This is a genomic window from Pseudomonas sp. PS01298 (genome assembly GCF_029959745.1).
GTDB classification, from domain to species: Bacteria; Pseudomonadota; Gammaproteobacteria; order Pseudomonadales; family Pseudomonadaceae; genus Aquipseudomonas; species Aquipseudomonas aylmerensis.
Map to the genome: position 1 here is coordinate 20,298 of NZ_JASCPP010000048.1, position 26,982 is coordinate 47,279.

Annotated in this window: 23 protein-coding genes and 2 tRNA genes; 5 read left to right on the top strand and 20 right to left on the bottom strand. The window is 61.4% G+C overall.

From position 1 onward, the window contains the following. Window positions 1–21 precede the first annotated feature (21 nt). The 7 genes from dnaB to rnr form a co-directional block, all read right to left on the bottom strand. On the bottom strand, window positions 22–1,419 hold the full coding sequence (gene dnaB / locus QMX97_RS17620; protein ID WP_065900140.1) for a replicative DNA helicase: 1,398 nt from the start codon (window positions 1,417–1,419) through the stop codon (window positions 22–24). A gap of 110 nt (window positions 1,420–1,529) precedes the next feature. Beyond that, complete coding sequence (rplI, locus tag QMX97_RS17625; RefSeq protein ID WP_003171376.1) at window positions 1,530–1,976, bottom strand: 50S ribosomal protein L9; 447 nt, start codon at window positions 1,974–1,976, stop codon at window positions 1,530–1,532. Window positions 1,977–1,994: 18 nt separating this feature from the next. Next, window positions 1,995–2,888 (bottom strand): hypothetical protein, encoded by an 894-nt coding sequence (locus tag QMX97_RS17630; RefSeq protein WP_065900138.1) that lies wholly within the window; start codon window positions 2,886–2,888, stop codon window positions 1,995–1,997. A gap of 36 nt (window positions 2,889–2,924) precedes the next feature. Beyond that, window positions 2,925–3,155: a 30S ribosomal protein S18 gene (rpsR, locus tag QMX97_RS17635; protein WP_002551829.1), complete on the bottom strand. Its 231-nt coding sequence runs from the start codon at window positions 3,153–3,155 to the stop codon at window positions 2,925–2,927. A gap of 28 nt (window positions 3,156–3,183) precedes the next feature. Next, window positions 3,184–3,606 carry a 30S ribosomal protein S6 gene (gene rpsF, locus QMX97_RS17640; RefSeq protein ID WP_003236224.1) on the bottom strand — a complete coding sequence of 141 codons (423 nt, stop codon included), beginning with the start codon at window positions 3,604–3,606 and terminating at the stop codon, window positions 3,184–3,186. A 307-nt stretch (window positions 3,607–3,913) separates the two neighbouring features. Next, window positions 3,914–4,669, bottom strand: coding sequence for a 23S rRNA (guanosine(2251)-2'-O)-methyltransferase RlmB (gene rlmB / locus QMX97_RS17645; protein WP_065900136.1), 756 nt, complete (start codon window positions 4,667–4,669; stop codon window positions 3,914–3,916). Continuing rightward, entirely contained in the window at window positions 4,666–7,299 is a 2,634-nt protein-coding gene (gene rnr, locus QMX97_RS17650) for a ribonuclease R (protein ID WP_065900134.1), read from the bottom strand. The genes rlmB and rnr overlap by 4 nt, the downstream gene beginning before the upstream one ends. Before the next feature lie 225 nt (window positions 7,300–7,524). Between rnr and QMX97_RS17655 the strand changes: the two genes are divergently transcribed. The 4 genes from QMX97_RS17655 to QMX97_RS17670 all read left to right on the top strand — a co-directional run bounded on the left by QMX97_RS17655 (window position 7,525) and on the right by QMX97_RS17670 (window position 10,602). Continuing rightward, window positions 7,525–7,611: transfer RNA gene (locus tag QMX97_RS17655), tRNA-Leu, on the top strand. Between the two features lie 153 nt (window positions 7,612–7,764). After that, window positions 7,765–7,851: transfer RNA gene (locus tag QMX97_RS17660), tRNA-Leu, on the top strand. Window positions 7,852–8,011: 160 nt separating this feature from the next. Continuing rightward, entirely contained in the window at window positions 8,012–9,037 is a 1,026-nt protein-coding gene (locus tag QMX97_RS17665) for an iron ABC transporter substrate-binding protein (RefSeq protein WP_065900132.1), read from the top strand. After that, entirely contained in the window at window positions 9,037–10,602 is a 1,566-nt protein-coding gene (locus QMX97_RS17670) for an iron ABC transporter permease (protein WP_106805315.1), read from the top strand. The genes QMX97_RS17665 and QMX97_RS17670 overlap by 1 nt, the downstream gene beginning before the upstream one ends. A gap of 108 nt (window positions 10,603–10,710) precedes the next feature. Here the strand turns inward: QMX97_RS17670 and QMX97_RS17675 are convergent, their stop codons facing one another. From QMX97_RS17675 to QMX97_RS17730, 12 genes are all read right to left on the bottom strand, one after another. Then, on the bottom strand, window positions 10,711–12,645 hold the full coding sequence (locus QMX97_RS17675; protein WP_282397333.1) for a methyl-accepting chemotaxis protein: 1,935 nt from the start codon (window positions 12,643–12,645) through the stop codon (window positions 10,711–10,713). Window positions 12,646–12,785: 140 nt separating this feature from the next. Beyond that, the gene (locus QMX97_RS17680) at window positions 12,786–14,075 is read right to left on the bottom strand and encodes an adenylosuccinate synthase (RefSeq protein ID WP_120447494.1); all 1,290 of its coding nucleotides are present in this window, start codon (window positions 14,073–14,075) and stop codon (window positions 12,786–12,788) included. A gap of 54 nt (window positions 14,076–14,129) precedes the next feature. Beyond that, window positions 14,130–15,317 carry an ATP phosphoribosyltransferase regulatory subunit gene (locus tag QMX97_RS17685; protein ID WP_106805318.1) on the bottom strand — a complete coding sequence of 396 codons (1,188 nt, stop codon included), beginning with the start codon at window positions 15,315–15,317 and terminating at the stop codon, window positions 14,130–14,132. A 303-nt stretch (window positions 15,318–15,620) separates the two neighbouring features. Further along, complete coding sequence (hflC, locus tag QMX97_RS17690) at window positions 15,621–16,487, bottom strand: protease modulator HflC (protein WP_065900122.1); 867 nt, start codon at window positions 16,485–16,487, stop codon at window positions 15,621–15,623. Further along, window positions 16,487–17,662: an FtsH protease activity modulator HflK gene (gene hflK, locus QMX97_RS17695; RefSeq protein WP_028615515.1), complete on the bottom strand. Its 1,176-nt coding sequence runs from the start codon at window positions 17,660–17,662 to the stop codon at window positions 16,487–16,489. Before hflK ends, hflC begins: the two co-directional genes overlap by 1 nt. Window positions 17,663–17,758: 96 nt before the next feature. Continuing rightward, window positions 17,759–19,060 (bottom strand): ribosome rescue GTPase HflX, encoded by a 1,302-nt coding sequence (hflX, locus tag QMX97_RS17700; RefSeq protein ID WP_065900120.1) that lies wholly within the window; start codon window positions 19,058–19,060, stop codon window positions 17,759–17,761. A gap of 12 nt (window positions 19,061–19,072) precedes the next feature. Further along, window positions 19,073–19,333: an RNA chaperone Hfq gene (gene hfq, locus QMX97_RS17705; RefSeq protein WP_003188059.1), complete on the bottom strand. Its 261-nt coding sequence runs from the start codon at window positions 19,331–19,333 to the stop codon at window positions 19,073–19,075. Window positions 19,334–19,426: 93 nt separating this feature from the next. Beyond that, window positions 19,427–20,398, bottom strand: a complete 972-nt coding sequence (miaA, locus tag QMX97_RS17710; protein WP_065900118.1) for a tRNA (adenosine(37)-N6)-dimethylallyltransferase MiaA — start codon at window positions 20,396–20,398, stop codon at window positions 19,427–19,429. Continuing rightward, a complete protein-coding gene (mutL, locus tag QMX97_RS17715; RefSeq protein ID WP_162946139.1) occupies window positions 20,398–22,296 on the bottom strand; it encodes a DNA mismatch repair endonuclease MutL in 1,899 nt (632 codons plus the stop codon). Before mutL ends, miaA begins: the two co-directional genes overlap by 1 nt. 14 nt (window positions 22,297–22,310) lie before the next feature. Beyond that, entirely contained in the window at window positions 22,311–23,744 is a 1,434-nt protein-coding gene (locus tag QMX97_RS17720) for an N-acetylmuramoyl-L-alanine amidase (RefSeq protein ID WP_201143427.1), read from the bottom strand. Between the two features lie 3 nt (window positions 23,745–23,747). Beyond that, window positions 23,748–24,218, bottom strand: a complete 471-nt coding sequence (gene tsaE, locus QMX97_RS17725; protein ID WP_065900112.1) for a tRNA (adenosine(37)-N6)-threonylcarbamoyltransferase complex ATPase subunit type 1 TsaE — start codon at window positions 24,216–24,218, stop codon at window positions 23,748–23,750. Continuing rightward, complete coding sequence (locus QMX97_RS17730) at window positions 24,206–25,066, bottom strand: NAD(P)H-hydrate dehydratase (RefSeq protein ID WP_282397334.1); 861 nt, start codon at window positions 25,064–25,066, stop codon at window positions 24,206–24,208. Before QMX97_RS17730 ends, tsaE begins: the two co-directional genes overlap by 13 nt. Before the next feature lie 63 nt (window positions 25,067–25,129). Here QMX97_RS17730 and queG point away from each other — a divergent pair, with 63 nt between their 5' ends. Next, window positions 25,130–26,194, top strand: a complete 1,065-nt coding sequence (gene queG, locus QMX97_RS17735) for a tRNA epoxyqueuosine(34) reductase QueG (RefSeq protein ID WP_065900109.1) — start codon at window positions 25,130–25,132, stop codon at window positions 26,192–26,194. Here the strand turns inward: queG and QMX97_RS17740 are convergent. After that, window positions 26,191–26,808, bottom strand: coding sequence for a trimeric intracellular cation channel family protein (locus QMX97_RS17740; RefSeq protein WP_174555870.1), 618 nt, complete (start codon window positions 26,806–26,808; stop codon window positions 26,191–26,193). The genes queG and QMX97_RS17740 overlap by 4 nt on opposite strands. Window positions 26,809–26,982: the final 174 nt, after the last annotated feature.

The following is a 26,982-nucleotide window of genomic DNA, read 5'->3' on the forward strand; positions in this document are numbered from 1 at the left end:
GGCCCTTGAAGGCGCTGAGGCTTACTCGTCGTCGTCGAAGTTGTAACTGCCCGGAGCCAGGTTCTCGAAACGCGTGTACTTGCCGATGAACGCCAGGCGGATAAAGCCGATCGGCCCGTTCCGCTGCTTGCCGATGATGATCTCGGCAATGCCCTTGTGCTCGGTCTCGGGGTGGTACACCTCGTCGCGGTACACGAACATGATGACGTCGGCGTCCTGCTCGATCGCTCCGGATTCACGCAAGTCGGAGTTCACCGGGCGCTTGTTGGGACGTTGTTCCAGGGAACGGTTGAGCTGGGACAGCGCCACCACCGGGCAGTTGAATTCCTTGGCCAGGGCCTTCAGGGACCGCGAGATTTCGGAAATCTCGTTGGTCCGATTGTCGCCGCTGGAGCCCGGGATCTGCATCAACTGCAGGTAGTCGATCATGATCAGGGCGATGTCGCCGTGCTCGCGCACCAGGCGGCGGGTACGTGCGCGCATCTCGGACGGGCTGATACCGGCGGTGTCATCGATGAACAACTTGCGGTCGTTGAGCAGGTTGACCGCCGAGGTCAGGCGCGGCCAATCGTCGTCTTCCAGGCGACCGGCACGCACCTTGGTCTGGTCGATACGGCCGAGCGAGGAGAGCATACGCATGACCAGCGATTCGCCTGGCATCTCGAGGGAGTACACCAGTACCGTCTTGTCGCTGCGCAACACCGCGTTTTCCACCAGGTTCATCGCAAAGGTGGTTTTACCCATGGATGGACGGCCGGCGACGATGATCAAGTCAGCCGGCTGCAGGCCACTGGTTTTCTCGTCGAGGTCGGTGTAGCCGGTGGAGATACCGGTGATCGCGTTGTCGGTGTTGAACAACGTGTCGATACGGTCGATGGCCTTGGTCAACAGCTCGTTGACGCCTACCGGGCCGCCGGTCTTGGGACGCGCTTCGGCGATCTGGAAGATCTGGCGCTCGGCTTCGTCGAGAATCTCGGCGGCGGTACGGCCTTCGGGGTTGAAGGCACTGTCGGCGATCTCGGTGCTGATGCCGATCAGTTGGCGCAGCGTGGCGCGCTCGCGGACGATCTGCGCATACGCCTTGATGTTGGCGACGGACGGCGTGTTTTTCGCCAACTCGCCGAGATAACCCAGGCCGCCGACCTGGGAGGTCTGGCCTTCCTTGTCCAGCTGTTCGGCCAGGGTCACCACGTCGATCGGCGAGTTCTGGTCGGCCAGCTTGGCAATGGCACGGAAGATTAGGCGATGGTCATGCCGATAGAAATCACCGTCCGAGACTTGATCCAGCACGCGTTCCCAGGCGTTGTTATCCAGCATCAGGCCACCGAGCACGGCCTGTTCGGCCTCGATGGAATGCGGCGGCACCTTCAGGGCAGCGGTTTGCAGATCGTATTGCTCAGGAGCTGAAATATCGTTCATGGCCACTTGGAATTAGGGGTTTGTAGAAAAACAAAAGGCACGACCTGTAAACAGGATCGTGCCCGATGTTAACCGCCTGGCACGCGAGGTGCCAGTCAGTTAGGTGCTGCTTAAGCTGCTACCACGACAACGCGTACGGTGGCTTCAACTTCAGCGTGCAGGTGCACGGCTACGTCGAATTCGCCTACGTTGCGGATGGTGCCGTTCGGCAGACGAACTTCGCTCTTCTGCACTTCAACGCCGGAGGCGGTCAGTGCATCAGCGATGTCGTGGGTGCCGATCGAACCGAACAGCTTGCCTTCGTCACCGGCGGTGGCAGTGATAGTCACTTCCAGCTCAGCCAGTTGGGCAGCGCGAGTTTCGGCCGACGCTTTTTTGTCTGCTGCGGCTTTTTCCAGCTCAGCACGACGCTCTTCAAACGCAGCCAGGTTGGCAGCGGTTGCAGCGGTGGCTTTGCCGTATGGCAGCAGGTAGTTACGACCGTAGCCGGCCTTAACGTTCACTTTGTCGCCCAGGTTGCCCAGGTTGGCGACTTTTTCCAGAAGGATCAGTTGCATGTGAAAATCCTCTAACTTTTAACCTTCACCGTTCGCGTTATCGGCGTCTTTCGACGCGAGACGACCGCGAAAATCAATCAGGCCGTCGACAATGGCCAAGACCACGAGTAACGGATAGATCAGCTGCATGAACAGCAACAGCGTGACGTACAACCCCACCAGCCAGAACTTGGCCAGGCGCTTTCGCGCAACCAGCCCGTGAATCAGGGCCAGTCCGGCAAACACCAGCGGTACGCTGCAAATCGGCGCCAGCAAGGCCATCTGTGGACCGAAGTTCGGTCCGACAACCATGCACGCCAGCAGCAACATCGCCGGCCCCGCAGGGATTCTGATACTGCGAAATTCGCGACCAAAACCACCCGGGTTGTACAACAACGCCTGCCAATAACGCCCAAGAATCAGGCTCAGCACGCTGACGATCTGCAACAGTGCCGCTATCAGGCCGGTCAGGACCGGTGCAATCAGTGCCGCAAGGCGCGCTCGCTCATCTACCGTCAACTGCTGGTAGAGATCCCCGAGGGCCAGCGGCAGGATCTTGACGATCTCCTGCGCCAGCGCCTCGATATGCGGGCGGAAAGCCGCGCCAAGCATTACTGAGTACACCAACCCCAATGCCACGCTGACCAGCAGCGTGCGGACCCAGGACTCGCTTGCGCGTAAAACCAACGCAAGGCTCGATGACCCCAGCAGTACCAGAAGCACGCGTGGATCGTCGAATTGCAGCCACCAGACCAAGGCCGGCAGCAGTCCCAGGGCAAGAACGCCAAGGGCGTCCTTCAAACCGCGCCGCAGGAGCACAAGGCAACCTGCGGCAGCACCCAACCAATAAAGCAACGGCAATGCCGCACATCCAGCCACTACCAGAGTGGCCTGCACACGACCGCGCATGATGAACTCAGCTAAGGCGCGCATGCATTCAATCCCTTACTACTTGTCGACTGCCCGGTCTCAGCGGCCGTGGCTGTCGGTGTAGGCCAGCAGGGCCAGGAAGCGGGCGCGCTTGATAGCGGTGGCCAGCTGACGCTGATAACGTGCTTTGGTACCGGTGATACGGCTTGGAACGATTTTGCCGGTCTCGGATACGTAGGCTTTCAGAGTGTTGAGATCTTTGTAATCGATCTCTTTCACGTCTTCAGCGGTGAAGCGGCAGAATTTACGACGACGGAAGAAACGTGCCATTTGATAGGCTCCTTAAAAGGTCCGTGGATTACTCGTCAGCGTTATCGCTGTTGTCGCTGTCATCACTGTCAGCGCTATCAGCGCCTTCGTGCTCAGGACGGTCGCGACGCTCACGGCGCTCACTGCGGTTTTCTTCAGCCTTGAGCATCTCGGATTGGCCGGTAACGGCTTCTTCGCGACGGATGACCAGGTTACGGATCACTGCATCGTTGTAGCGGAAGTTGTCTTCCAGCTCGGCCAGGGCCTTGCCAGTGCACTCAACGTTCAGCATCACGTAGTGAGCCTTGTGAACATTGTTGATTGCGTAGGCCAGTTGACGACGGCCCCAATCTTCCAGACGGTGGATTTTGCCGCCGTCTTCTTCGATCAGCTTGGTGTAACGCTCAACCATGCCGCCGACTTGCTCGCTTTGATCCGGGTGGACCAAAAAGATGATTTCGTAATGACGCATGAATGCTCCTTACGGGTTGTAGCCTGCCGCTCAAAAACGGTCAGACAAGGAGTGAATGACACTTATGGATCTTGCCGCAGGGAGGCACATCGGTGCCTGCCAGGAAGGCAAGGGGCGCAATTGTAGAGAAGGGGGAGAAAGGGTGCAAGGTGATTGGTGATTATTTGAACAGCGCCCATACACCACTAAAACAAATGTGGGAGGTGGCTTGCTCCCGAAAGCGGTGTGCCAGTCACCCAATGCACTGGCTGATACACCGTATTCGGGAGCAAGCCCCCTCCCACATTTTGACCTGCGCCAGACTTGGTTATTTCTTGGCTTTAGCCTTGGCACCGCGCTGGCGCTGGGCTTCGAACAGGCAGACGCCCGTTGCGACCGATACGTTGAGACTGCTGACGCTGCCGGCCATCGGCAGGTGCACCAGGTAGTCGCAATGCTCACGGGTCAGGCGACGCATGCCTTTGCCTTCGGCGCCCATGATCAGGATGGTCGGGCCGGTGAGGTCCTGGTCATAGATGCTGACCTCGGCCTCTCCCGCCGTGCCCACGACCCACAGGCCGCGCTGCTGGAGTTTCTCCAGGGTACGCGCGAGGTTGGTCACGGCTACCAGCGGAATCACTTCCGCCGCGCCACAGGCGACTTTACGTACAACCGGCGTCAAGGTCGCCGACTTGTCCTTGGGCACGATCACTGCCAGCGCGCCGGCGGCATCCGCCGAACGCAGGCAGGCACCGAGGTTGTGCGGGTCGGTCACGCCGTCCAGCACCAGCAGCAGCGGCGCACCTTCGGTACGGTCGAGCAGCTCGTCAAGCATGGCTTCGCCCCAGACCTGGCTCGGGCTCACGTCCGCGACCACGCCCTGGTGGACACCTTCCACCCACACATCCATTTCACGCCGCTCGGCCTGGCCGATCGCGACCTTATTGGCAGTGGCCAGCTCGACCAGCGCTTGCACGCGCGGCTCGCTGCGACCTTCGGCCAACCAGACTTGCTTGACGCGCTTGGGATGGTGACGCAGCAATGCTTCTACGGCGTGTACGCCGTAGATTTTTTCCAGACTCATGACTTGGCCTTAGGTTTGCGCGACCCGCCGCTTTTCGCGGGGGCCGAACCCGCTTTTGGCGGGCCTTTACGGTGTTTACTCGGCTTGCTCGACGGCTTTTCCGCCCCGTGGGACTTTCCCCCAGACGCCGCTTTACCACCGCTTTTGGCTTCGTTGAGCAACTGCTGCTTCAACTCACGGCTCTTGCGCAGTTCGGCGTTTTTCGCCGCTGCGTCACTTGGGCGGTAGGCTTCGGGGGCCTTGTCCTTGGCAGACGAACGACGACCCGCCTTGGCCGGCGCAGGCTCGGTGGCTGCCGCTTTCGCAGGAGCCCCCTTGCCCTTGGCGGCCGGGGCTGCGGTGTCGCTGCCACGTTTTTTCCGGCCAGTCGGTTCGGCCGGTTTGTCAGGCATGCCGAAGTCGATCTTGCGCTCGTCGAGATCGACGCGCATGACCTGCACTTCCACCGTGTCGCCCAAGCGGAAGCTGCGACCGGTACGCTCGCCCGCCAGGCGGTGATGCACAGGATCGAAGTGGTAGTAGTCGCCCGGCAAGGCGGTGACGTGCACCAGGCCCTCGACGTAGATGTCGGTCAGCTCGACGAACAGGCCAAAGCCGGTCACGGCAGTGATCACACCCGGGAACGACTCGCCCACGCGGTCTTTCATGAACTCGCACTTGAGCCAGTTCACCACGTCGCGGGTGGCTTCGTCGGCGCGGCGCTCGCTCATGGAGCACTGCTCGCCCAACTGTTCCAGGGCCGCTTCGTCGTACGGATAGATCCGCGCCTTCGGAATGGTCATGGCACCGGCGCGCTTGACGTGCGGGGTGTTCTGCTTGGAGTGGATCACGCTGCGGATCGCCCGGTGCGTGAGCAAGTCCGGGTAACGGCGGATCGGCGAAGTAAAGTGGGTGTACGCCTCGTAATTCAGGCCGAAGTGGCCCTGATTATCGGCGCTGTACACCGCCTGGCTCAGGGAGCGCAGCATCACGGTCTGGATCACGTGGTAATCCGGACGGTCCTTGATGCTCGCAAGCAGAGCCTGGTAGTCCTTCGGCGTCGGGCCGTCCTTGCCTTTGTGCAGGGACAGGCCGAGTTCGCCGAGGAACGCGCGCAGTTTTTCCAGGCGCTCCGGCGGCGGACCGTCGTGCACACGGTACAACGCAGGGATTTCGTGCTTTTTCAGGAATTCAGCAGTGGCCACGTTGGCCGCCAGCATGCATTCCTCGATCAGCTTGTGCGCGTCGTTGCGGGTGGTCGGGGTGATCGCGGCGATCTTGCGCTCGGAACCGAAGACAATCCGGGTTTCCTGGGTTTCAAAATCGATCGCGCCACGCACATGACGTGCGCCCAGCAACACCTTGTACAACGCATACAGCTGCTTGAGGTGCGGCACGACGCCGGCGTATTCAGTACGCAGGGCCTTGGCTTCGCTGGTCTTCGGCGTTTCCAGGATGGTGCTGACCTTGTTGTAGGTCAGGCGCGCCTGGGAGTGGATCACCGCTTCGTAGAACTGGTAATCGGTCATTTCGCCGGTTTTCGAGATAGTCATCTCGCACACCATGGCCAAACGGTCGACTTTCGGATTCAGCGAGCACAGGCCGTTGGACAATTCTTCCGGCAGCATCGGGATCACGCGCTCGGGGAAGTACACCGAGTTGCCGCGCACCTGGGCTTCGTTGTCCAGTGCCGAGCCGATTTTCACGTAGCTGGAAACGTCGGCGATCGCCACGTACAACTTCCAACCGCCGGAGAACAGGCGCAACTTGCCAGGCTTGGCTTCGCAGTAGACCGCGTCGTCGAAGTCGCGGGCGTCTTCGCCGTCGATGGTGACGAACGGCAGATGGCGCAAGTCGATACGCTTCTCTTTGTCCTTCTCTTCCACTTCGGGCTTGAGCTTGCGGGCTTCTTTCACGACGGCTTCAGGCCATACGTGAGGGATGTCGTAGGTGCGCAGCGCGACATCGATTTCCATGCCCGGCGCCATGTAGTTGCCGACCACTTCGATCACGTCGCCCTGCGGCTGGAAGCGCGGGGTTGGCCAGTGGGTGATCTTCACCTCGACGAACTGGCCGATCTTGGCGTTGGCGTTGCGGCCCGGGGTGATCAGCACTTCCTGCTGCACCTTGGGGTTATCCGGCACCACAAAGCCGATACCGCCTTCTTCGAAGTAACGGCCGACGATGGTCTCGTGACCACGGGACACCACTTCGACGATCACGCCTTCACGGCGACCGCGACGGTCGAGGCCGGAAACGCGTGCCAGGGCACGGTCGCCATCGAACACCAGGCGCATCTGCGCCGGGCTCATGAACAGGTCGTCACTGCCGTCATCCGGGATCAGGAAGCCGAAGCCGTCACGGTGGCCGGCAATGCGGCCAAGGATCAGGTCGAGCTTGTCCACAGGCGCATAGGTGCCACGGCGGGTGTAGATCAGTTGAGCGTCGCGCTCCATGGCGCGCAGGCGGCGGCGCAGGGCTTCGAGCTGGTCTTCGGTGGTCAGACCGAATTCTTCGACCAACTGCTCGCGGCTAGCAGGCGAACCCCGATCGGCGAGATGCGCCAGGATCAGTTCGCGGCTAGGAATAGGGTTTTCATATTTTTCCGCTTCACGAGCGGCCTCGGGATCGAGGGACTGCCAATCGGCCATTAGAGAGTTTTCACCTTGTCTATATGCGGGTTAGTTTGGCATACGCGTATTGAAACGGGAAATTTCAGGCATCAACAAGCGTTTTAAAGGCCTTTGCAGCCCTCGGAACGCACCTTGCACGACCACTGGCGAAATTTTCCAGGTTTTTTTGATAGCAGGGCTTTACAGCCAAAATAGCGCTGCGTATAGTGCGCGCCATCGACGACGGCAACGTTGTCAGATAATGCCCAGGTGGTGAAATTGGTAGACACGCCAGCTTCAGGTGCTGGTGATCGCAAGGTCGTGGAAGTTCGAGTCTTCTCCTGGGCACCAAATTCAGATCAAACCCGCGAAAGCGGGTTTTTTCGTTTCAGGCCTTTGATTTTAAACGTGAATCCCGATTTATATTTTTGATATCAGGGGTTTACAGATCAAAAAGCCCTCCGTATAGTTCGCTCCATCAACAGCGCAAGCGTTGTTGATAATGCCCAGGTGGTGAAATTGGTAGACACGCCAGCTTCAGGTGCTGGTGATCGCAAGGTCGTGGAAGTTCGAGTCTTCTCCTGGGCACCAAATTCAGATCAAACCCGCGAAAGCGGGTTTTTTCGTTTCCGGGGTTTGAAAACATCAGCCTGGAAACTTTCCCGCCCGATTTACCCTCCCGTCCGCACCTGAGAAACTTTATCGTTTATCCTTGCAATGATTTGTTGCACTCAAGTGAGGAAAACCCCGGATGATGATCCGCGATACCCGTCTCAAGACATCCCTTCTGCGTGGCCTGACCATCACTCTGCTCGGCCTGACCCTGCTCTCGCCCAGTGCCTATTCCGCCGACAAGGTCTCCCTGACCCTGTACAACGGCCAACACAAAGAAGTCGGCGATGAACTCGCCAAGGCCTTCGAAGCCAAGACCGGCATCCACGTCAATGTGCGCAAAGGCAGCAGCAACCAGCTGGCCAGCCAGGTCGTGGAAGAAGGCGAGCGCTCCCCTGCCGACGTGATCTACACCGAAGAGTCACCGCCCCTGAACAAGCTCGGCGAGCAAGGCCTGCTGGCGAAGATCGATGCCAGCACGCTCGCGGTGCTGCCCAAGGACTACGTTGGCAGCAACGGCGACTGGATGGGCGTGACCGCACGTACCCGCGTCGTGGCGTTCAACCCCAAACTGATCGCCGAAAAAGACCTGCCCAAGTCGGTACTGGACTTCGCCGGCCCCGAGTGGCAAGGCAAGGTCGGCTTCGTGCCCACCAGCGGCGCGTTCCAGGAACAGGCCGTGGCGATCATCAAGCTGCACGGCCGCGAAGCCGCCGAAGAATGGCTGACCGGCCTGCGCGCCTTCGGCAAGGTGTACAGCAACAACATGGTCGCCCTCAAAGCTGTGGAAAATGGCGAAGTGGCTACCGTGCTGGTGAACAACTACTACTGGTTTGCCCTGAAGAAGGAAAAAACCAACCTGGATTCCCAGCTGCATTACTTCACCAATGGCGATGCCGGCGGCCTGATCACCGTGTCTTCGGCAGCGGCACTGAAATCCAGCAAACACCCCCAGGAAGCACAGCAGCTGCTGGCGTTCATGGCCAGTGAAGAAGGCCAGCGTGTGATTACCAACACCTCGGCCGAATACCCACTGCGCAAGGGCATGGAATCCAACCGTGGCCTCAAGCCCTTCAGCGAGCTGCAACCGCCGAAAGTCACGCCTGCCGACCTGGGTAACGCCGAAGAGGCCCTGGACCTGGAACGTGACGTTGGCTTGAACTGATGAACCCATCGCTACCCGCCCCCGCCCTGCGCGGGGGTTTCACTCCAAGACGCAAGCGCCCCTCGATCTGGTTGTTGCTCCCCGTCCTGCTCCTGGTGGGCCTGAGCCTGCTGCCGCTGGTGTATGTCGGGCTGAAGGCCTGGCAGGCGGGCTGGGCGGAGGCGGTGCACCTGCTGTGGCGGCCTTACGTGTTTGGACTGCTGCGCAACACCTTGGCGCTGATGGTCGGGGTGACGGTCGCGTGCGCCGTGATCGGCCTGTCCCTGGCGTGGCTGCTGGAGCGCAGCAACCTGCCGGGACGGCGCATCTGGGGCGTGATCCTGTGCCTGCCGTTTGCGGTGCCGGCGTTTGTCAGCAGCTTTACCTGGGTGTCGCTGAGCGCCCAATTCGAAGGGCTCGGCGGGGCGATCCTGGTGATGAGCCTGTCCAAATACCCGCTGGTGTTCTTGCCGGTGGCGGCGACCCTGCGCAATCTTGACCCCTCGCTGGAAGAGTCGGCCCGCACCCTGGGACTCAACCGCTGGGGCATATTCTTCCGGGTGACATTGCCGCTGCTGTGGCCATCGCTGCTGGCCGGGGCCCTGTTGATTGCCCTGCACATGCTGGTGGAATTCGGTGCGCTGTCGATCATCGGATTGCAGACGTTCACCACCGCGATCTACCAACAGTTCGAACTGGAATTCAGCAATGCGAATGCCGCGATGCTCTCGGCGGTGCTGCTGGTGATGTGCCTGACGCTCCTGTGGCTGGAGTTGCGCGTGCGCGGCAAGGGCCGGCACGTGCGTATCGGCCAGGGCGCGGCGCGGCACGCGGAGCAGGTTCGACTGGGTAAATGGGCGCCACTGGGCCAAGTGTATTGCTTGCTGCTGGCGATCATCGGCAGCGGCATTCCCCTGGGCATGCTCGGGTATTGGCTGGCAGTTGGTTCGTCGGCGGCGTTTCCAGCGGCCGAAATTGGCGAGGCGCTGCTGTCTTCCCTGGCACTCTCGCTGGGCGGCGCCGCGCTGTGCCTGGTGCTGGCAGTGCCGGTGGGGCTGCTGGTGGTGCGCTACAAAGGCCAACTGGCGCTCTGGGCCGAACGCCTGCCCTACCTGCTGCACGCCCTGCCCGGCCTGGTGATTGCGCTGACGCTGGTGTATTTCGCCCTGCATTACGTGCCGGCGCTGTACCAGACCTCGGCGTTGCTGTTGATTGCTTATGCGCTGCTGTTTCTGCCGCTGGCGCAGGCGCCGATCCGTACCGCCCTGAACAAGGCGGCACCGCAGCTGGAAGAGGCCGCACGTACGCTGGGCGCGTCGTCGTTCAGCGCGTTTTGCCGAGTGACCTTGCCGATTATTTTCCCGGCATTGGGCGCGGCGTTTGCGCTGGTGTTCCTGGATGCGATGAAGGAATTGACGGCGACGCTGCTGCTCAGCCCGACCGGGCTGAACACCTTGGCCACGGCGGTGTGGGCGCATACCTCGAATGTGGAATTCGCGGCGGCGGCGCCCTATGCGGCGTTGTTGATTTTGGTGTCGGGACTGCCGGTGTATTTGCTTACGACGCGGATGTACTTGAGCCGCTGAAGCCGCCATCGCAGGCAAGCCAGCTCCCACACTTGACCGTATTCCAATGTTGTAACGCGATCGAGTGTGGGAGCTGGCTTGCCTGCGATGAGGCCGAAACAGGCGACATCAAGCCCGGAACTGCCCCAGGCTCGCCTTCAACTGTGCAGCCAACCCATCCAGCACCTTGCCACTGGCCGTGGTCTCCACCACCGCCTGCGCCGCACGTTCGGCCTGGGCATGGATCACCTCGACCCGCCCACGCACCGCATGCGCGCCCTGCGCCTGATGCTCGGCCGCGCGCGTGGCGAGGCCGATGGCAGCGTGCACCTGCTCGACCGAGGCCTGCACCGACTGCTGCAGGCGCACGCTGTCGCGTAATACCAGCAAACCTTCGTTGGCCTGGCGTCCGGCCTTGCCAATGGTTTCCACCGCCTCGCGCGCGCCCTGCTGCAGGGCCGCGATATGCGCCTGAATGTCACCAGTAGAGCTTTGAGTCTTGCTGGCCAGCGCACGCACTTCGTCCGCCACCACTGCAAAACCACGCCCGGTCTCGCCGGCGCGCGCCGCTTCAATGGCCGCGTTAAGCGCCAACAGGTTGGTCTGTTCGGCAATACCATGGATCACCGTCAACACCACTTCGATCTGCTCGCTTTGCTGCGCCAGGCGCTCAATCACCTGCGAACCGGCTTGCACCTGCCCAGCCAGCGCTTCGATCAGGCTGCCGACTTCGGCCGAGGTGCGCGAGTTCTCATCGGTGGCCTGGCGAATATCCACCACCTGCTGCAATGCGGCCTGCATCGCATGACTTTCGGCCTGGGCCTCGTCGGCCATTTGCGACAGCGCGCGCAGGCTTTCGGCGACTTCGTCACGCTGCAGGCCGGCGGCGGCATCGGCACCCGCATTGCGCAAGGTCATGGCGCCGATTTCCACACCGGTACGCTGCGCCACGTCACCGGCCTCACGCACGATGGGCTGCAACTTATCCACAAAGCGATTGACCGCCGAGGCCATGTCGCCGATTTCGTCCTTGCTGCTGATCTGCACACGCTTGGTCAGGTCGCCCTCGCCTGCCGCAAGGTCATCCATGGCCGCAATCAACAGCTTCAGGCGATTGACCACGCGCCGCCCAAGCACGATCGCGATCAGCAGCAATACGCCGAAGCCAACCACCGCGAGCCCCATGCCGATGCGCCAGCGCAAGGTGCCGGCAGCCTCCTGGACAGCGCTGGAGGTGTTGGCCGTCATCTGGGTCGCAGTGGCTTGCGCCGACTGCAACCGCGCGCCCATGGCGGCCGCGCTATCGGCAGCGGCGCCCTTGAGGCTGTCGCCCACCAACTGGTCACCGCTGGCAATCAGTGCAGCAAAACGCTTGTCCAGCGCGGCCAGGTCAGCCTCGACCGAGGCAGTCGAAACCCCCATGCGGACCTTGCCGATCTCTACGCCGTTGGGGCTGATGGACGCCTCGACGTAATACACCGACGGATCGGTCTTGGCCGCATTCAACACTTTGTCCAACGCGCGTTCGCCCTGGCCCTTTTCCAGCAGCGCCTGGTTGATCGGGTTTTCACGATTGAGGTAACGGGTCAGGTGCTCGCCAGCCGCATCGTCATACACCACAAACAACACGTTGGGATTGCGCTGGGCACGGCGGGCAAACTCCGACAGCGTCGGCACGTCGCTGTCCCACATGGCGCGCGGCGCCACCGAGGCGAGCAGTTGAGCCATATCGTTAGCGGAGTCCTGCAGGTCTTTTTCCAGGGTCGCACGCAGTTGCTTCTGCTCTTCCTGCAGACGCGTGGACAACCCGGCGGTAAGGCGCTGGCGAGTACTGGACGACAAGCTGTCGAGGCTGGAAGTCACCTCTTTGCCAGCCTGGGCCAATTCGCCGGACAGTTTCTGGCTGTCGATACCCAGGCGATTGCCCAAATCAGCTTCCAGCGCCGTGACTGTGCTCCGGGTCAGAGCGACTGCCACCAGCACTTGCACCAAAAGAGCGATACCTAGGGTAACGAACACCGGCCGCAACAGACGGCTTTGTAACAATGAGAGAACGGCAGACATCTGGGAATCCCTCCACCACGGGTGCCATTAATTTGATAGCACCGCGAAAGAGAGAACCAAAGCAAGGGTCGTGCCGTTTGCCCGGCAGAAACGACAAAGGGCTCCCGAAGGAGCCCTTTGCTTTTTACATCAACAGCTTATTACGCGAACGGGTGACGCAGAACGATGGTTTCGTTGCGGTCCGGGCCCGTCGAAATAATGTCGATCGGAGCACCGATCAGCGTTTCAACGCGCTTGATGTACGCGCGCGCATTGGCTGGCAGCTCTTCCAGGGTCTTGGCGCCCACGGTCGATTCGGTCCAGCCCGGCACTTCTTCGTACACAGGCTGCAGGCCCACGTAGCTGTCAGCGTCAGTCGGGGCAACGTCGTTGCCTTCCGCATCTTTGTAACCGATGCAGATGTTGATGGTTTCCAGACCGTCGAGTACGTCCAGCTTGGTCAGGCAGATGCCCGAGATGCTGTTCACATCGATAGCGCGACGCAGGATAACGGCGTCGAACCAACCACAACGACGGGCACGGCCGGTAGTTGCGCCGAACTCGTGACCTTGCTTGGCCAGGTGTGCACCGACTTCGTCGAACAGTTCAGTCGGGAATGGACCCGAACCTACGCGCGTGGTGTAAGCCTTGGTGATGCCCAGGATGTAGTCCAGGAACATCGGGCCAACGCCCGAACCGGTCGCAACGCCACCCGCGGTGGTGTTGGAACTGGTCACGTACGGGTAGGTACCGTGGTCGATGTCGAGCAACGAACCTTGGGCGCCTTCGAACATGATGTCTTTGCCAGCGCGACGCAGGTCGTGCAGCTCGGCAGTCACATCCAGCATCAGCGGCTTGAGCAGCTCGGCGTATTCCTTGCACTCAGCCAGGGTCTTTTCAAATTCGATGGCTGGCTCTTTGTAGTAACCGACCAGCATGAAGTTGTGGTAGTCCACCAACTCACGCAGCTTGTCTTCAAAGCGCGGCATGTTGAGCAGGTCGCCCACACGCAGGCCACGACGCGCAACCTTGTCTTCGTACGCCGGGCCGATGCCGCGACCGGTAGTACCGATCTTCAGCTCGCCACGGGCCTTTTCACGGGCCTGGTCCAGCGCAACGTGGAAGGACAGGATCAGCGGGCAGGACGGGCTGATACGCAGGCGCTCGCGCACCGGTACGCCTTTCTCTTCCAGCTTGGTGATCTCGCGCAGCAGGGCGTCAGGTGCGACCACCACGCCGTTGCCGATCAGGCACTGCACGCCTTCGCGCAGTACACCCGACGGGATCAGGTGCAAGACGGTTTTTTCGCCATCGATGACCAGGGTGTGGCCAGCGTTGTGGCCACCTTGGTAGCGCACTACGGCGGCAGCATGTTCGGTCAGCAGATCAACGATCTTGCCTTTGCCCTCATCACCCCATTGGGTGCCCAGGACTACGACATTCTTACCCATAACACTTGTCCTCATTCGCGCAAACTTGGTGCCGGCGATGGCCGGCAGGAAAACTCAAGAAGCCAGTGGCGATACTTGCCAAAGCCCGTTCTGCAGAATCAATTGCCGGTCGCAGTCCGCTTCACGGGCGGCGGCCAATGGCTGCCCAGGCAAGGCCTGGACAACACGCTGACCCTCACTGCGCAACTGGCAAACCTGCTGCCAGAGTGCTGCGTCCGTACTGTCGGGCATCCAGATGCCACCAGACGGCAGCTCGACCTCAGCACGCCCCAGGGTCACCAGGGTTTTCAAATCGGTGGAAAAGCCGGTGGCCGGACGCGCACGACCGAAGTCGGCGCCGATATCGTCGTAACGACCACCCTGGGCGATGGCTTGGCCAACACCCGGTACAAACACCGCGAACACCACACCCGTGTGGTAGTGGTAGCCACGCAACTCACCCAGGTCGAAATACAGCGGCAACTCGGGGAAGCGCGCCGACAACTGCTCGGCGATCGCAAACACATCATCCAGGGCAGCCAATACCGGCGCCGGCGCATTGGCCAGGCGCTCACGCGCCGCCGCCAGCACTTCACGGCCGCCGCACAGGTTGACCAGCGCGCGCAGCATGCCGGCCAAATCCGCAGGCACGCCTTCGGTCAGGGCGATGACTTCATCGATGGCCTTGCGTTGCAGGGCATCGAATAACTGTTGTTCCACTTCACCGGACAGACCGGCCGCACGGGCCAGGCCACGGTAGATACCGACGTGGCCGAGATCCATGTGGACATCCGGCACATCGGCCAGTTGCAGCATGGCCAGCATCAGGCTGATCACTTCGACGTCGCTGCTCGGGCTGGCATCGCCGTACAACTCGGCGCCCAACTGGATCGGGCTGCGCGAAGACGACAAGGCGCGCGGTTGAGCATGCAGCACGCTACCGGCGTAGCACAGGCGACTCGGACCTTCGCGACGCAGGGTGTGCGCATCGATGCGCGCCACTTGCGGCGTGATGTCGGCACGGAAACCCATTTGCCGACCCGACTGCGGGTCGATGACCTTGAAGGTGCGCAGATCCAGGTCCTGGCCCGCGCCGGTCAGCAGGGATTCCAGGTACTCGATATGGGGGGTCACGACGAACTCGTAACCCCAGCTCTGGAACAGATCCAACACCTGGCGACGCGCTACTTCAATGCGCGCAGCTTCTGGTGGCAGTACTTCTTCGATGCCATCTGGCAGCAGCCAGCGGTCTACCGTTGCCATTACGCCATTCCCCTATGATCCGGGCGGCCAGCCCTCGGCCGAGCCTTGAGTGAAGCAGAAAATACCCGGCCCCTGCATAAACAACGCGCAAGAACGACGTGACGAACGGCCTGCAAACGGCCTCGTCGGGCACTTTCCTCGAAAAACTGTGGCGTCTGCGCGGCCAAACAACAATCAAACATGCAGACGCAAAAAAGCCGGGAATTTCCCGGCTGCCGCATCATACACCCGTTTTCTGAAAGGATCACCCCGCCAGGCGTTTTAGCCGCCCGACGGAGTCACCCCTACAGAATCACCGGCTGGTTACTTGGACTTTTCCAGGTAGCGGAAGAAGTCGCTGCTTGGGTCCAGCACCATGACGTCGGTTTTGTTCGCGAAGCTTTCACGGTAGGCGCGCAGGCTACGGTAGAACGCGTAGAACTCCTGGTCCTGGCCGTAGGCCTTGGCGTAGATCGCCGCGGCTTGAGCATCACCATCACCACGTGCCTCTTCAGACTCGCGGTAGGCTTCGGCCAGCAGTACACGACGCTGACGGTCGGCATCCGCACGGATACCCTCAGCCAGCTCGTTACCCTTGGCGCGATGCTCACGCGCTTCACGCTCACGCTCGGTGCTCATACGCTCGAACACGCTGCGGTTCACTTCCTTCGGCAGGTCGATGGCCTTGACCCGCACATCGATCACTTCGATGCCCAGCTCTTTTTCCGCCATCGCGTTCAACGAACGCGTGATGTCAGCCATCAGCGCATCACGTTCACCGGATACCACCTCGTGCAGGGTGCGCTTACCAAACTGGTCACGCAGGCCCGATTCCAGACGACGCGACAAACGCTCGTCGGCAATCTGCTTGAGGCCGGAGGTCGCGGTGTAGAAGCGCTCGGCATCCTTGACGCGCCACTTGGCGTAGGCGTCAACCATCACAGCTTTCTTTTCCAGGGTCAGGAAGCGTTGTGTCGGTGCATCCAGGGTCATCAGGCGGCCGTCGAACTTGCGCACCTGGTTGACGTAGGGGACTTTCACATGCAGGCCCGGCTGGACATCCGCCTGGACCACGCGACCGAATTGCAGCAACACCGCGCGCTCGGTCTGAGACACGATATAGAAGCAGTTCCAGGCAGCGATGACCACGACGACGCCCACAATCAGGGCGGTCAGCGATTTATTGCTCATCAACGACTCTCCCTGGTACGTGTTTGCTGTTGCAGCAAGTCAGCGGCCGCACGGGCGCTCGCTTCGTTGGCAGCGGCATTGGAACCGGTGGACGGTGCGCTGGTGCTGCTACGACCACCTTCGATCATCTTGTCCAGCGGCAGGTACAGCAGGTTGTTCTGCCCACCTTTGCTGCCGGTCACGAGCACCTTGCTGGTGTTGCTGAAGACTTCCTGCATGGTGTCCAGGTACAGACGCTCGCGGGTCACTTCGGGGGCCTTGCGATACTCGGCGACCAGCTTGGTAAAGCGATCCGCCTCACCCTTGGCACGCGAGACCACTTCGTCGCGGTAACCGTTGGCATCCTCGAGGATACGCTGGGCCTGACCACGGGCTTCCGGCACGACGCCGTTGGCGTAGGTTTCAGCCTGGTTGCGCGAACGCTGCTCGTCTTCACGGGCGCGGATCACGTCGTCGAAGGCTTCCTGCACTTCACGCGGTGCTGCTGCGCTCTGTACGTTCACCTGGGTGACAGTGATACCGGTGCGATACGTGTCGAGGAAGCGTTGCAGGCGCTCCTTGATTTCGCTGGCCATCAATTCACGACCTTCGGTCAGCACCTGGTCCATGGCGGTGGAACCCACCACGTGGCGCAGGGCGCTTTCGGTCGCGTGTTGCAGGCTGATTTCCGGCTGATCAACGTTCAGCACGAAGTCCTGCAGGTTGCTGATCTTGTACTGCACGGTCAGCGGCACTTCGACGATGTTCTCGTCTTCGGTCAGCATCTGGCCCTGCTTGGTGTAGGCACGCTCACGCGTGACGTTCTCCATGTACTTCTTGTCGATCGGCGGGAAGTAGATGTTCAGGCCAGGGCCGACTGTCTCGTAGTACTTGCCGAAGCGCAGCACCACGGCCTGCTCCTGCTCGTCCACCACGTACACGGCGCTGTACAGCCATACGGCCGCCAGCACGACAAGACCCAGGCCCAGCAAGCCATAGCCACCGCCCTTGCTTGTGCGACCGCCGTCGTCACCACCACGTTTTTTTCCACCACCGAACAACCCATTCAGGCTTTCCTGCAGCTTTCGGAAGGCCTCGTCGAGATCTGGTGGCCCCTTGCGGTCGCCATTATTGCGGCGCTTACCACCCCAAGGATCCTGATTATTCGAGTTGCCACCCGGCTCATTCCAAGCCATAGCGCTCTCCATCTGATAAAGCAAAGACGCACCCACGGCGCGCCGACCAATGCTACAGAATGCCTGCTACTGCGGCACAACCGCTTTCGGAGGCTTTTATTGCAAAGTGTGTTGTTCGATGAACTCTGTCGGTACAACACCTTCCCGACTGACCAGCCGGTTCAGCTCCGAGCGCGGCAATCGAACGGCCAGCAAGCTGACACCTTCTTCGTCGTGTTCTTCTTTCTGTACCGCGCCCAACTCGAAAAACTGTGCACGCAGTCGAGCAAAACGCTGAGGCAAGCGCAAGGTGCCGACGAACAAATCGCTGCCGAGCAGTTCGGCAATCGCTTGTTCAAGCAACTCCAGCCCCGTGCCATCTCGCGCCGACAGCCAGACCCGCTGGGGTTTGCCATTCTCGTCGCGCTGGATTTGTGGCTCTACGCCTTCAAGCAAATCGAGTTTGTTATAGACCTCGAGGATCGGCAAGTCCTGGGCACCAATCTCGCCCAGCACCACCATCACCTGTTCAATCTGCAGCATGCGATCCGGTTCAGCCGCATCGATCACGTGCAACAACAGGTCGGAATTGCTCGACTCTTCGAGCGTAGACCGAAATGCCTCGACCAGCTTGTGGGGCAAGTGACGAATGAACCCCACGGTGTCGGCCAGGACAATCGGCCCCAGGTCGTCAAGGTCCAGACGGCGCAAGGTCGGGTCGAGGGTGGCGAACAGTTGGTCAGCGGCGTACACGTCCGACTTGGTCACGTTGTTGAACAGCGTGGATTTGCCGGCGTTGGTATAGCCCACCAGGGACACGGTAGGGATATCCGCGCGCGAACGGCCACGACGCGATTGCTCGCGCTGGCTGCGGACTTTCTCGAGACGCCCCTTGATCTGGCGCAGGCGTACCCGCAACAGGCGTCGGTCGGTTTCCAACTGGGTTTCACCCGGGCCACGCATGCCGATACCCCCCCCTTGACGCTCAAGGTGAGTCCAGCCACGCACCAGGCGGGTGCTCATGTGGTCAAGCTGGGCCAGTTCGACCTGGAGCTTGCCTTCATGGGTACGGGCGCGTTGGGCGAAAATATCGAGAATCAGACCGGTGCGGTCGATCACGCGACACTCGAAGACACGTTCGAGGTTACGTTCCTGACTGGGCGTGAGGGTGTGATTGAAGATCACCAGATCGGCTTCTTCGGCGTGAACCAGATCGCGCAACTCCTCGACCTTGCCGCTGCCAATCAGGAATTTGGCGGTTGGCCGATGACGCGGTACGTTAAAAAACGCAACGGTCTCGGCGCCGGCCGAATTTGCCAACTCCTGAAACTCCTGCGGATCTTCGCGCGCCTCAGGGTCCTGTCCATCCAAGTGAACGAGGATTACCCGTTCACCACCACCGTGGCGCTCAAAGAACAAAGGAGACTCCTATCAGGCGTTACCTGGCTCAGCGTCACCCTGTTCGTCACCCGCTGCGCTAGGCAGGCGGATCGGACGTACTGGCACTACTGTCGAGATAGCGTGTTTGTAAACCATCTGGCTGACGGTGTTCTTCAGCAGGATCACGAACTGGTCGAACGACTCGATCGTGCCTTGCAGCTTGATACCGTTGACCAGGTAGATGGAAACCCCCACTTTCTCTTTACGTAAAGTATTCAAGTAAGGGTCTTGTAGCGAATGCCCTTTTGACATGTGCCGCACTCCTTTAAGGATCAATAATAAAAATCGGAAAATAGATAGCTCATGGCCGTCACACCCCCAAGGATAGACGGCAATTGCAAGGACTCAGCTCAATATGGAGACCGTTCCCAAGTATTTCAAGGCGCGTGACAGATTGTCGCTGTCCAGGCTGTCCAACCAGTGCAAATCGCTCCAGCTGCGCAGCCAGGTGAACTGGCGCTTCGCCAATTGCCGCGTGGCAATGATGCCGCGCTCCTGCATTTCGGCTGACGTCAGCTTTCCATCCAGATGATCCCAGACTTGGCGGTAGCCTACAGCACGTATCGAAGGCAACCCCGGATGCAGGTCACCTCTGGAACGCAGTGCTACGACCTCCTCTACAAACCCCTGTTCCAACATAATTGTGAATCTTTGTGCAATTCGTTCATGCAGCACCTGGCGATTTGCCGGAGCGATGGCCAGATTCGCCACAGTATAGGGCAATTGTGACTGACCAGATGCGCCTGCATCAGCACTTTGCGCAGTTTGTTTCAGCCGATGTTCAGTCATGGTCTGGCCGCTGACCCTCCAGACTTCCAGCGCGCGAGTGAGCCGCTGGGGGTCATTCGGATGAATGCGCGCCGCCGACACCGGATCCACCGCCGCCAATTGGTCGTGCAGGGCTTGCCAGCCGTGGCGTGCAGCCTCGTCTTCAAGCTCGGCGCGGACCTGGGCGTCGGCGGGCGGCATATCGGCCAGGCCTTCCTGCAAAGCCTTGTAGTAGAGCATCGTACCGCCCACCAGCAGCGGAATATTGCCCCGCGCGGTGATCTCGGCCATGGCCGCCAGCGCGTCGGTACGGAAATCCGCCGCCGAATAGCTCATCGCCGGGTCAATAATGTCGATCAACCGATGCGGATACTGTGCCAACAGCGCCTTTGAAGGCTTGGCCGTACCAATGTCCATGTCCCGGTAAACCAGGGCAGAGTCGACACTGATCAGCTCGCACGGCAGCACCTTGGTCAGCTCGATGGCCAGGTCGGTCTTGCCGGCTGCAGTAGGACCCATCAGGAAGATGGCGGGGGGCAAGGCACTCATCAACGGCCGCGCAAGAACAGTTTGTCCAGGTCGTCCAGGCCCATTTGGGTCCAGGTCGGCCGGCCATGGTTGCATTGCCCGCTGCGCTCGGTGTTTTCCATGTCGCGCAGCAAACCGTTCATTTCCGGCAGGGCCAGGCGGCGATTGGCGCGGATGGCACCGTGGCAGGCCATGGTGCCAAGCAACTCGTTGATGTGCGCCTGGATGCGGTCGCTGGTGCCGTACTCCATCAGGTCAGCGAGTACGTCGGCAACCAGGCGATTGGCCTCGGCCTGCTTGAGCAGCGCGGGAATCTGGCGGATCGCCAGGGTTTCCGGGCCCAGGCGTTGCAGTTCGAAGCCCAGCTTCTGGAACACCGCGTGGTGCTCTTCGGCGCAATCGGCCTCGCGCTGGCTCACGGCCAGGGATTCCGGCACCAGCAACGGCTGGCCGCTGAGGCCTTCGCTGGCCATGGCGATTTTCAGGCGTTCGTACATGATCCGCTCGTGAGCGGCGTGCATGTCCACCAGCACCAGGCCATGGGCGTTTTCCGCGAGGATGTAGATACCCTTGAGCTGTGCCAATGCGTAGCCCAGCGGCGGGATATCTCCTCCGCCTTCCGGCAGGGCAACGGCGCCTGGCTCGGCACCCGGCAGCGGCGCGAAAAACTCGCGATAGGCCGCCTGTGCCTCGGCCACCGGCACCGCGGATTGCGGACGCGGCGTGTATTGATACTGATAACCCGCCCCCGACCCCGCGCCCGGCGCGGTGTAGCTCGGCTGCGGTTGCGACGATTGCAGCAGGTTGCCGGCCAGGCTCATCTCGCCCTGAGGGCCGAATTCCCCGGCTTCCGGTCCGCTGGGCCGTACTACAGCGGTCACAATTGGCGCGGACAGCTGGTCATCCGGGCGTACATCGCCCAAGGCGCGGTGCAGGGTGCCGTAGAGGAAGTCATGCACCATGCGCCCATCGCGAAAACGCACTTCGTGCTTGGTCGGGTGCACATTGACGTCGACCACCGACGGGTCGACCTCGAAAAACAGCACAAACGTCGGATGACGGCCGTTGAACAACACATCGCGATACGCCTGGCGCACCGCGTGAGCCACCAGCTTGTCGCGTACCGCGCGGCCGTTCACAAAGAAGTACTGCAAGTCCGCCTGGCTGCGGGAGAACGTCGGCAGACCGACCCAGCCCCACAGGCGCAAGCCATTGCGCTCGACTTCGATCGGCAGCGCCTGCTCCAGGAACCCGCCACCACACACCGCCGACACCCGCCGGGCGCGCGCGGCGTCGTCATTGGCTTCGTGCAGGCTGAGGATGGTCTTGCCGTTGTGACGCAAGTGGAACGCCACATCAAAACGCGCTAAAGCCAAGCGCTTGATGACTTCTTGCAGGTGATCGAATTCGGTTTTCTCGGCCTTGAGGAATTTGCGCCGCGCCGGGGTGTTGAAGAACAGGTCACGCACTTCCACCGAAGTGCCCACCGGGTGCGCAGCTGGCTGGACCCGCGGCGCCATGTCGCGGCCTTCGGTTTCAACTTGCCAGGCCTGCTCGGCGCCGCGCGTGCGTGAGGTCAGGGTCAGGCGGGCCACCGAGCTGATGGAAGCCAGGGCCTCACCCCGAAACCCCAGGCTCATGACTCGCTCGAGGTCTTCCAGGTCGCGGATCTTGCTGGTGGCGTGACGGGCCAGGGCCAGCGGCAGGTCATCCGAGGAGATGCCGCTGCCATCGTCACGCACGCGCAGCAGCTTGACGCCGCCCTGTTCCACGTCGACATCAATGCGCTTGGCGCCGGAGTCGATGCTGTTTTCCAGCAACTCCTTGATCACCGAGGCCGGGCGTTCAACCACCTCGCCCGCCGCAATCTGGTTGGCAAGGCGCGGACTGAGCAGCTCGATGCGCGAACCACTATTCAAGACTGATTCGCTCATTACTGTGCCGCCAGTTCAGTGCCGGGGATGGTCAACACCTGGCCGACTTTCAGCTCGTCGGTCTTCAGGTTGTTGGCGCTGCGCAAGGTCGCTGCCGACACCTGGAAGCGCACGGCCAGCATGGCCAGCGTATCGCCAGGCTGCACGCGATGATCACGCGGACCCTGGGCGATTTTCCCGGAGTCGCGCAGCCAGGCGATATACGTGCCCGGCGGCGGGTTCTGCTGGAAGAATTGGCGCACGCCGGCGCTGATCGAACGCGCCAGTGCCTGCTGGTGGCTGGCACTGGCCAGCTTCGACGCCTCGTTGGAGTTGGAGATAAACCCGGTTTCCACCAGGATTGACGGGATATCCGGCGACTTCAACACCATGAACCCGGCCTGTTCCACCCGCTGTTTGTGCAACGAGGTCACCCGGCCGATATTGCTCAAGACCTTCTGACCGACGTTCAGGCTGGAGGTCAGCGAGGCGGTCATCGACAGGTCGAGCAGCACGCCAGCGAGCATCTTGTCCTTGTCGTCGAGAGACACGTTGCCGGCCCCGCCGATCAAGTCGGAACGGTTTTCGCTGTCGGCCAGCCAACGCGCGGTCTCGGACGTAGCGCCGCGATCCGACAAGGCAAACACCGAGGCGCCGAAGGCCGCCGCTGAAGGGGCGGCGTCGGCGTGGATCGAGACGAACAGGTCGGCGCCCTTCTTGCGTGCGATTTCGGTACGGCCGCGCAACGGGATGAAGTAGTCGCCGGTACGGGTCAATTCAGCGCGATAGCCTTTCATGCCGTTGATCTGGCGCTGCAGCTCACGGGCGATGGCGAGTACCACGTCTTTTTCATGCTGGCCGCGCGAACCGGAAGCGCCCGGGTCTTCGCCGCCGTGGCCGGCGTCGATCACCACGATAATGTCACGCTTGCCAGCCGGGGCTGGCGGCGGTGGTGGCAGCTTGACCTGCGGTTGCGACGGGTTGACCGGCACTGCCGGCACCGTGGCCACGCTTGGCGTCGGCGCCGGTGGAGGCGCAGCATCGGCAGCGTTGTCGAACAGGTCGACCACCAGTCGGTTGCCGTACTGGGCATTCGGGGCCAGGGAGAAACTTTTAGGCGTCACGACTTTTTTCAGGTCGATGACCACGCGCAGGTCGGTCGGCGTGCGTTGTGCCGAGCGCATGGCGGTAATCGGGGTATTGGCGGTGGAGACTTTCAGCGGCGCGGCCAGGGTCGCTCCGTTGATATCGATCACCAGGCGATCAGGCGACGTCAGGGTAAAGACACTGTGCTGGACCGGGCCAGACAGGTCGAACACCAGTCGCGTGTTATCCGGCGCTCGCCACAGGCGCACACTTTTCACCTGTGAAGCCGCCAGAGCATTGACAGTCATTGCCGCAAGCAACACCCCTACGACACTAACCAACGCGCGAAAGCGCATACCTAACCCCATCAATTATTTGAATTCCAATGCCAAAGCGGCGCACCACGACTGGCCGCGCGCGCTCTGGGGCAACAACTTCAGCTGACGTCCATGCTCATGCGGCGTAATGGTAATGGTCAGGTCCGGCTTTGGCAAAAAGCCTGTGCCTTTATCTGGCCACTCGATCAGGCACAACGCATCTTCATCGAAGTAATCACGGATACCCATGTACTCCAGCTCTTCGGGGTCCACCAGGCGATAGAGGTCGAAGTGGAACGCGCGAATCGCGCCGATCTCGTAAGGCTCGACCAGGGTGAATGTCGGGCTCTTGACCGCGCCCGTGTGGCCCAGGCCACGAATAATCCCACGCGACAAGGTAGTCTTGCCCGCCCCCAGGTCGCCTTCGAGAAAGATCAACCCGGCCCCGGCCGTGACCTGGGCGATGCGCTGACCGAAAGCAACCATGGCCTCTTCATCGGCCAGGAAAAGGATTACTTCAGACACGGCGACTGTTCCTCCAGCAATTGACGAATGGCAGGGATCAGGTCACTGGCAGCCAGCCCCCGACCAAAGGTGCCCTGGCGATCCCCCGCCGTGGCATGCAGCCACACGGCCAGGCAGCTGGCTTCATAAGCCGGCATGCCCTGGGCCAGCAGAGCGCCGACCAGGCCAGCGAGTACATCCCCCAGGCCCGCCGTCGCCATGGCCGGGTGACCTTGATCGCAGCGCGACACACGCCCGTCCGGACTGGCGATCAAACTGCCAGCCCCCTTGAGGATAGCCACTGCATTGAATTTCTGGCTCAACGCGCGCGCCACCTTAAGACGATCGGCCTGAACCTCGGCTGTCGAAATGCCCATCAAGCGGGCCGCTTCGCCAGGGTGTGGAGTGATCACGCAGTTGACCGGCAGGCTAACGCTGCCGGTGGCCAGCTGATTGAGCGCATCGGCGTCCCAGACCTGCGGCAGCCGGGCATTCGCCGCGACTGACAACAGGCTTTTGCCCCAGGACGCCTCGCCCAGCCCCGGCCCAATGACGATCACCGAGATTTTTTCCAGCAAGCCCATCAATTGGTTGGCCGAACTGACGCCGACGGTCATGACTTCCGGCAAGCGGGCCAGTGCGGCGGGCACGTGCTCCAGGCGAGTCGCCAGGGACACCATGCCCGCGCCGCTGCGCAAGGCACTTTCGGCGCTCAGCAAGGCAGCGCCGCCAAAACCGCGGTCGCCACCGATCATCAGCAGGTGGCCGAACTGGCCTTTATGGGCGTCAGGGGAACGTGCAGCCAGTTGCGGCAATTGGCCGTGCAACAGCGGCTGAACGTCGGTTATTTCGTGTTTTGTCTGCGGCATGCGTCTTCAAGCTCCGATGTCTGGCAGAATTATACCCATCTAACCCGTGGTTTCCCGTGTCTCATGCCTGCTATTACCTCCGATCTGCCCGCCCTCGCCCAATCGATCAAAGACTGGGGCCGCGAGCTGGGCTTTCAACAAGTCGGCATCAGCGGCCTGGACCTGGCCGAGCATGAGCAGCACCTGCAACGCTGGCTCGACGCGGGCTATCACGGCGAGATGGAGTACATGGCCGCCCATGGCAGCAAACGCTCCCATCCCGATGAACTGGTGCCCGGCACCTTGCGCGTGGTGTCGCTGCGCATGGATTACCTGCCCGGCGACACCCAGATGGCGCAACTGCTGGCCAAGCCGGAAAAAGCCTACATCTCGCGCTACGCCCTGGGCCGCGACTACCACAAGCTGATCCGCAAACGCGTGCAGCAACTGGCCGACCGCATTCAGGCGCAGATCGGCCCGTTCGGCTTTCGCGCTTTTGTCGACAGCGCGCCGGTGCTGGAAAAAGCCATCGCCGAGAAGGCCGGCCTCGGCTGGATCGGCAAGAACACCCTGGTACTCAACCGCAAGGCCGGCAGCTATTTCTTCCTGAGCGAACTGTTTGTCGATCTGCCGCTCCCCGTGGACCCGCCGCACAGCACCGAACACTGCGGGCGCTGCACGGCGTGCCTGGACATCTGCCCCACCAATGCCTTCGTCGGGCCCTATGTGCTGGACGCCCGACGGTGCATTTCCTACCTGACCATCGAACTCAAGAGCGCGATCCCTGAGGACCTGCGCCCGCTGATCGGCAACCGGGTATTCGGCTGCGATGACTGTCAGATCGTTTGCCCGTGGAATCGTTTCGCCCGCTCCACCGCCGAAAGTGATTTCAAGCCACGGCACAACCTGGACAACGCCGAGCTGGCCGAGCTGTTTATGTGGGATGAAGATAAATTCCTCAGCAGCACCGAAGGCTCGCCGCTACGCCGCGCCGGTTACGAACGCTGGCTGCGCAACCTGGCCGTCGGCCTGGGCAACGCACCGTCGAGCATTCCGGTGCTGGAAGCCCTGAAGGCGCGCCGCGACTACCCCTCCGACCTGGTGCGCGAACACGTGGAATGGGCGCTCAAACAGCACGCCGAGCGCTAGTGCACGTCGTCGTTGTAGACGAACTTGGGCATTTCCCAGTGAAAACGGATCGCCAGCAGGCGCAATAGAAAGCCGCTGAACAGGGTCAGCAGAATCGCCTGCTCGCTCGGCAGCTCCAGGTAGAGGCAGAGCATGTAGAACCAGGCGGCGAGGAACGACACGCTGGCGTACAGCTCCCGGCGGAAGATCAGCGGGATGTCGTTGCAGAAGATATCCCGCAGGATGCCGCCGAACACGCCGGTGATCACCCCGCTGACCGACGCCACCAGCATGCCGTGGCCCATTTCCAGGGCGGTCATGCAGCCAATCAGGGTAAAGGCCACCAGGCCGACGGCATCCAGCGCCAGGAACAGCGAGCGCAGGTGGCGCATCAGCGGCGCGATAAAGATCGTCACCAGTGCGGCGACGGAGGTCAGCACCAGGTATTCGGGATGCTTGACCCAGGTCAGCGGATAGTGGCCGAGCAGCACATCGCGCACCGAGCCGCCGCCCAACGCCGTCACACATGCGATCAACACCACGCCAAACCAGTCCATGCCACGCCGACCGGCAGACAGCGCACCGGTCATGGCTTCGGCGGTGATGGCGATGAGGTAGAGCATCAGCAGCATGATGGCGATCCTTGCAGAGAGGCCGGCAGTCTAATCATTTGCTGATGGCACCAAAAGAGGGCGCGTGGCGAAAGACCGCGTCGCGCCCTTCGCGAGCAAGCCCGCTCCCACATTTAACCGAGTTCCACCTTTGGAATGCAGTCGAATGTGGGAGCGGGCTTGCTCGCGAAGGCGCCG